This is a genomic window from uncultured Flavonifractor sp., assembly GCF_944383115.1.
In the GTDB taxonomy this organism is placed as follows: domain Bacteria; phylum Bacillota; class Clostridia; order Oscillospirales; family Oscillospiraceae; genus Flavonifractor.
In genome coordinates, this window is the sequence record NZ_CALWOJ010000105.1 from 1 (window position 1) to 6,480 (window position 6,480).

Annotated in this window: 6 protein-coding genes; all 6 read left to right on the forward strand. The window is 59.3% G+C overall.

The features are described 5' to 3' along the window. On the forward strand, nt 1–266 hold a 266-nt coding region (locus Q0K43_RS09690; RefSeq protein WP_297290337.1), incomplete at its 5' end, for an SDR family oxidoreductase. A 32-nt stretch (nt 267–298) separates the two neighbouring features. Beyond that, nucleotides 299–1,228 carry a 3-hydroxyacyl-CoA dehydrogenase family protein gene (locus tag Q0K43_RS09695; protein ID WP_297290338.1) on the forward strand — a complete coding sequence of 310 codons (930 nt, stop codon included), beginning with the start codon at nt 299–301 and terminating at the stop codon, nt 1,226–1,228. 52 nt (nt 1,229–1,280) lie between these two features. Further along, on the forward strand, nt 1,281–2,291 hold the full coding sequence (locus Q0K43_RS09700) for a cyclase family protein (RefSeq protein WP_087187580.1): 1,011 nt from the start codon (nt 1,281–1,283) through the stop codon (nt 2,289–2,291). A 116-nt stretch (nt 2,292–2,407) separates the two neighbouring features. Then, nucleotides 2,408–3,256: a 3-keto-5-aminohexanoate cleavage protein gene (locus Q0K43_RS09705; protein WP_366086291.1), complete on the forward strand. Its 849-nt coding sequence runs from the start codon at nt 2,408–2,410 to the stop codon at nt 3,254–3,256. Between the two features lie 377 nt (nt 3,257–3,633). Then, complete coding sequence (locus Q0K43_RS09710; RefSeq protein WP_297290339.1) at nt 3,634–4,995, forward strand: MFS transporter; 1,362 nt, start codon at nt 3,634–3,636, stop codon at nt 4,993–4,995. A 724-nt stretch (nt 4,996–5,719) separates the two neighbouring features. Next, the coding region (locus Q0K43_RS09715; protein ID WP_297290340.1) for a threonine--tRNA ligase at nt 5,720–6,480 on the forward strand (761 nt) is incomplete at its 3' end.

Below are 6,480 nucleotides of genomic sequence, written 5' to 3' on the forward strand. Positions count from 1 at the left end.
TGGTCTCCTGCCTGGCCTGCGACCTGTCCGCCAAGTACCACATCAACGTCAACTCCATCTGCCCCACCGTGTTCCGCAGCGACCTGACCGAGTGGATGTTCGACCCCGAGTCCGCCGTGTACAAGAACTTCCTCAACCGCGAGCCCATCGGCCGCCTGGGCGAGCCCGACGACTTCGTTGGCTACGCTCTGTTCCTGTCCTCTGACGCCTCCAACTTCATCACCGGCAGCAACTGCGACTGCTCCGGCGGTTACCTGGTGGTGTAATTTCCGTTTGACGGAAAGGACGGCATAACGCAATGAAGAACATCAAGAATATCCTGATCTGCGGCGCAGGCATGATGGGCAAGAACATCGGCTTCGTGTTCGCTTCCAACCCCGACTTCCAGGTAGGTATGTACGACCTGTACCCCACCGACGTGGAGGCCGGTATCCGCACCAACACCAAGCAGCTGGTGGACAAGGGTGTCATCACCGAGGCCGAGCTTTCTGACCGGCTCTCCCGCATCTCCTTCACCACCGACATGGACAGCGACATCGTCAAGAACGCCGACTTCGTCATCGAGGCCGTGTTCGAGGACATGAAGATCAAGCGTGAGACCTTCGCCAAGCTGGAGGAGCGCTGCGCAGAGGACACCATCTTCTGCACCAACTCCTCCGTCATGAGCCCCAGCGAGATCTCCGCCGAGCTCAAGCACCGTGAGCGTTTCGTGGGCACCCACTTCTGGAACCCCGGCCACCTGATCCCCCTGGTGGAGGTGGTCAAGTCCGACGCTTCCTCCGACGAGACCGCTCAGACCGTCATGGAGGTGCTGCGCTCCGTGGGCAAGAAGCCCGTGCTGTGCAAGAAGGACGTGCCCGGCTTCATCGCCAACCGGATGCAGCACGCCCTGTGGCGTGAGGCCATCTCCATCGTGGAGCACGGCATCGCCGACGCCGCCACCGTGGACGAGGCGGTGCGCTACTCCTTCGGCCTGCGGCTGCCCCAGCTGGGCCCCATGGAGAACGCCGACATGGTGGGCACCGACCTGACCTACAACATCCACGACTACATCCTCCAGGATCTGGAGGATTCCCACAAGCCCTCTCCCCTGCTCAAGCAGCTGCGGGATGAAGGCAAGATCGGCTTCAAGACCGGCGAGGGCTTCCAGAAGTGGACCCCCGAGCAGGTGGCCAAGGCCAACGCCGACCTGAACGAGTACCTGATCCGGATGCTGTACGGCAAGTAAGACATCCGGCCTATCCACAAGCATTTGTATATTATTTAAGGAGGCACCTGTTATGGGTAAAGTTTATGTTGATCTGACCCACCCCTTCAGCGCTGAGATCCCCCGCTGGCCCTACTTTGACAAGCCCGAGATCACCAACGCCCACACCATGGCCAAGGGCGGTGTTCTGACTTCCAAGATCACCTGCACCATGCACACCGGCACTCACTGCGACGCTCCCCGTCACGTCATGGAGTACGAGTTTGACGGCCGCCGCGCCCGTTACACCCACGAGATGCCCATCGACGCCTACACCGGCGAGGCTGTTGTGCTGAAGCTGGACGTGGAGCCCTGGACTCTGATCACCGACAAGCACCTGGACGAGGCCTGCAAGAAGTGGGGCGTTGATCCCGCCTCCCTGAAGGGCAAGGTTCTGTGCCTGAACACCGGTATGCACCGCCTGTTCGACGACTCCAAGGCCTACTATCACTATGCCATCGGCACCGGCATCGACGCCGGCAAGTGGTTCGTGAAGCACGGCGTGAAGTGTGTGGCCATGGACGGCCAGGCTCTGGATCACCCCCTGCACACCGCCATGGGCAACAACGGCATGACCCGCATGAACCTGCTGGGCGCCACCGGCAAGCCCATCACCGAGGAGTACAAGGAGCTGTTCGGCGAGGAGGCCTATGCCGAGTTCGATAAGTTCGAGTACATCCGCATCCACGGCCAGGCCGCTTACGACGAGAAGTTCGGCGAGCTGGAGAACCTGGGCGTTTGGGGCACCTGGGAGCCCTGCCACAAGGAGATGCTGGGTCACGGCATCGTGGGCGTAGAGAACCTGGGCGGCGATCTGGACAAGATCAAGCCCGGCACCGTGTTCCAGTTCTTCTGCTTCCCCCTGCGTTGGTACATGGGCGACGGCGCCATGTCCCGCTGCGTGGCTTACATCGACGAGGAGAACATCGATCCCTCCGTGCCCGACCGCACCTACAAGTACGGCGGCACCGGCTACGCCGACGAGGACGGCCACGGCGCCAGCGGCCTGGAGTACATGCAGAAGCTGTTCAACCGCAATAAGTAATCCCTGTTTTACTTGCTTTTCCTAATTCCCTTCCATTCCATGCCATGCGTAAAGCGGCGGGCGGTCGCCCGCCGCTTTACGCGGTATACCTGATTCAGAAAGGACTTTGAACCATCATGGCTGATCTGAAGAATAAGACCATTATCACCGTGGCCACCACCGGTGCCTGGCCCACCAAGGAGAACAACCCCAACGTACCCATGACCCCCGCCGAGATCGCCGAGGACGTGTACGCCTGCTGGAAGGCAGGCGCCGCCGTGGCCCACCTGCACATGCGGGACGACCAGGGCCATGGCACTATGGACAAAAATAAGTTCCGCGAGACTGTGGAGCTGCTCCGCGGCAACCACCCCGACTGTGACATCATCCTGAATATGACCACCTCCGGCGACCTGAACGCCACCGACGAGACCCGCCAGATCCACCTGAAGGAGCTGCGCCCCGAGATGGGCTCCTACGACTGCGGCTCCATGAACTGGCTGCACACCTCCCTCTTCCTCAACCCCCCCGCCTTCCTGGAGGAGCTGGGCAAGAATATGCAGGAGTGGGGCGTCAAGCCCGAGATCGAGGCCTTTGACCCCGGCATGATCGCCAACGCCCAGTACTACCTGAAGAAGGGCGTCCTCAAGGGGCCCCTGCACTTCCAGTTCTGCATGGGCTGCGCCAACGGCATCCCCGGCACCATGAAGAACCTGATCTTCATGAAGGAGACCATGGAGTCCCTGTGCCCCGGCTCCACCTGGAGCTGCTTCGGCGTGGGTCACTCCGCCATGACCATGCTGTACGGCGCTGTGGCCCTGGGCGGCCACATCCGCGTGGGCATGGAGGACAACGTCATGTACGCCAAGGGCCAGCTGGCCGACAGCAACGTACAGTTCGTGGAGCGCGCCCGCCGTGTCATCGAGGAGTTCGGCAAGCAGGTGGCTACTCCTGACGAGGCCAGAGAGATCCTCAGCCTGAAATAACCCTGTATCCCGTGGAACAGCCGCGGCAGCGATGCTGCCGCGGCTGTTTTGTCGCTTTTTACCCCAACATTTTACAGACCTCTCTTCCGCCTTCTCGCCCCGACAAAATTCCGTCCCCTAAATTGTGCAAACTGAACAGTCTCTATATTAAACTAAAATTTATCTGCACCACTTCGTCAAATTTTTAACCATCGCTTTGTTAATTATATACAAAACATGACACTTACCTTTTGGTCACTATTTACTCTTCGGTTAGTAACTCACCAATTTGTGGGGATTGCACAAAGGCCGTCAAATCGTTAAAGTATAGCTGCAACAAGGAATGGACCTGCCGGCACATGTCCTGATCCAAACCAGTTAGAGATGAGGGAAAAGAAATGGCGAAACAAAACCTCCGTGATCCCGGAAACAAAAATTCTGTGGTCAACTTCGGCGCGGGCTGGGTTGTTATTATCTACTGCCTGCTCATGTTCTTCCTGTACGTCGGTATGTGCAACGACGGCGCTAACATCACCGCTCCCAACGTAGCCGCCCGTCTGGGTCTGGAGCAGGGCGACATCATGAACATGAACTCCCTGGCCGGTATCGTCGGCGTGGTGTTCTTCATCGTGGTGGGCCAGATCAACCGTAAGGTCGGCGCCCGCATCACCTCCGGCGTGTGCTGCATTATCTCCGGTATCACTTACATCATTGCCTGCAGCGCTCCCAGCATTGCTATTTATACCATTGCCATGTGCTTCGTGTACGGCAGCATCATGTCCGCCGGTTACGTTGCCGGCGGCACCCTGGTGGCCACCTGGTTCCCCAAGAAGAAGGGCGTGGTCATGGGCTACACCACCATGGGTCACAACTTCGCTTCCGCTTTCTATGTGCAGCTGGTTGCCATCCTGATCGCTCCCACCGCTGTTGCCACCAGCGTGGGCGGCGCTGACCTGTCCAACGTGGGCGCAAACTTCCCCGGCGGCATCGTGCCCATCGGCATCGCCGCCATCGTACTGGGCATTCTGGGTATGCTCTTTATCCGCAACACTCCCCAGGAGCGCGGCATCAACCCCGACAACGTCTCCGACGAGGTCTACAAGAACGAGTACGATACCACCGACGCCGTGGAGGGCGACGGCGGCTGGACCACCGGCAAGCTGCTCAAGACCAAGGAGCTGTGGCTGGCCGCTATCACCACCGGTTTCTTCCAGATCTGCTCTGTGGGCGTTATGAGCCAGCTGGTGACCCGTAACATTCAGCTGGGCTTCACTCCCCAGGCCGCTATGAACGTCATGACCATCCTGGCCCTGGGCGGTGTGGTCGGTTCCTGGATCATCGGCATCATCGATGACAAGATCGGTACCAAGAAGACCATGGTTGGCTTCGGCGTGTGGTACGCCATCGCTCTGCTGTGCAACTTCGGCGCCACCGACAGCGCCTCTCCTCTGGTGTACGTCTCCCTGTTCATGATCGCCATGGGCATCGGCGGCTCCGCCAACTTCACCACCTCCCTGCCCACCTCCATCTTCGGCCGTCAGGGCTTCGATAAGGTGAACAGCGTGATCTTCCCCATCCAGGGCGCCATCACCGCCCTGTGCTTCCTGGTCAACGGCGTCGTCCAGAAGATGACCGGCGGCGAGATCAAGATGGCTTATCTGGTGTTCGCCGGCGTGGCTCTGGTCAACGTGGTGCTGGTACTCATCGTCAACGAGCATCGCTTCAACCGCGACTGGAAGGCCGCTCACCCCGGCAAGTAAGTTTACCCTCTCTTGGGCGCGCCGCAGAGATTCTGCGGCGCGCCCTTTTCTCTGTATGCGCCAAAAAGCCCCGGCCATGTGGCCGGGGCTTTTTGGGTGTGTGTTGTGTTGTTGCAAAGGTGTTGGAGAGGGATAAGAGAGGAATTGGTTTTGGGAGGATGGTTTTGTTTGATTCATCTCTGAATCTGTCTGTATCATACCTTGTAAATAAGGCCAAATCGTGTATTCATTATGAATAAACTGTTAATTTCAATTTTTTGCTGTCATGATGCCTGCACCGCTGCTTTTTTCTTGACAGGTCGAAGGTTTGGTGCTATAGTCTTTTTGTTAAAATGGCAACGACGGAGAAGAACCCGCGCAGCGGCGGACAGAGAGGGACCTGATCGGTGGAAGGGTCCCACGACACGCGGCGGCTGTACCACTCCCGAGCCGCCCGGGATAACCGGGCCGGGGCTTTCCCGTTACAGGAAGTCACAAGCGGCATGAAGTCACGCTGCGCGCCCTCCGCGACGGCGCCTAAGTCCTGCGACTGCGCAAAACACCAAAAAGCTCTTTTGCTTTTTGGTATTTCGCTTCGCTCCGGCCTTAGTCACCTGCTCCCGGGCGCCTCCGCGCTCTATGCAAGCAGGGTGGAACCGTGGGACGTTTTTACGCCTCACCCCTGACCAACAGGGGTGAGGCGTTTTCTTTACCCTCCGCCCCAATTTACAAGGAGGTTTTTTGTATGTCCGAAGAAGTCAAGAACGAATTTACCTTTGAAAATCCCGAGTACCGCCAGACCTACTGGCACACCTGCTCCCATGTGATGGCCCAGGCTGTGAAGCGCCTGTGGCCCGAGGTGAAGCTGGCCATCGGCCCCGCCATTGAGGAGGGCTTCTACTATGATATGGACGCCCCCTTCTCCTTCACCCCCGAGCATCTGGAGCAGATCGAGGGCGAGATGCGGAAGATCTGCAAGGAGAAGCTACGCCTGGAGCGGTTCGAGCTGCCCCGTGCCGAGGCTCTCAAGCTGATGGAGGAGAAGGGCGAGCCCTTCAAGGTGGAACTCATCAACGACCTGCCTGAGGACGCGGTGATCTCCTTCTACAAGCAGGGCGAGTTCACCGACCTGTGCGCCGGCCCCCACCTGGACTCCACCGGCCGCATCAAGGGTAACGCCATCAAACTCATCGCCTGCAACTCCGCCTACTGGCGGGGCGACTCCAACCGGGAGACCCTCCAGCGCATTTATGGCATCGCCTTCCCCAAGAAGGATGAGCTGGATGCCTGGGTCAAGCAGCGGGAGGAGGCCCTCAAGCGGGACCACAACAAGCTGGGCCGCGAGCTGGGCTACTTTACCACCGTGGATGTGATCGGCCAGGGCCTGCCCATCATCCTGCCCAAGGGCGCCCGCACCATCCAGGTGCTTCAGCGCTGGGTGGAGGACGAGGAGCAGAAGCGGGGCTACCTGCTGACCAAGACCCCCTACATGGCCAAGCGGGAGCT

Excerpts from the sequence above, each read along its gene's own strand:
- Q0K43_RS09695 (WP_297290338.1), top strand. The coding sequence starts at position 299 with ATGAAGAACATCAAGAATATCCTGATCTGCGGCGCAGGCATGATGGGC.
- Q0K43_RS09700 (WP_087187580.1), top strand. The coding sequence starts at position 1,281 with ATGGGTAAAGTTTATGTTGATCTGACCCACCCCTTCAGCGCTGAGATC.
- Q0K43_RS09705 (WP_366086291.1), top strand. The coding sequence starts at position 2,408 with ATGGCTGATCTGAAGAATAAGACCATTATCACCGTGGCCACCACCGGT.
- Q0K43_RS09710 (WP_297290339.1), top strand. The coding sequence starts at position 3,634 with ATGGCGAAACAAAACCTCCGTGATCCCGGAAACAAAAATTCTGTGGTC.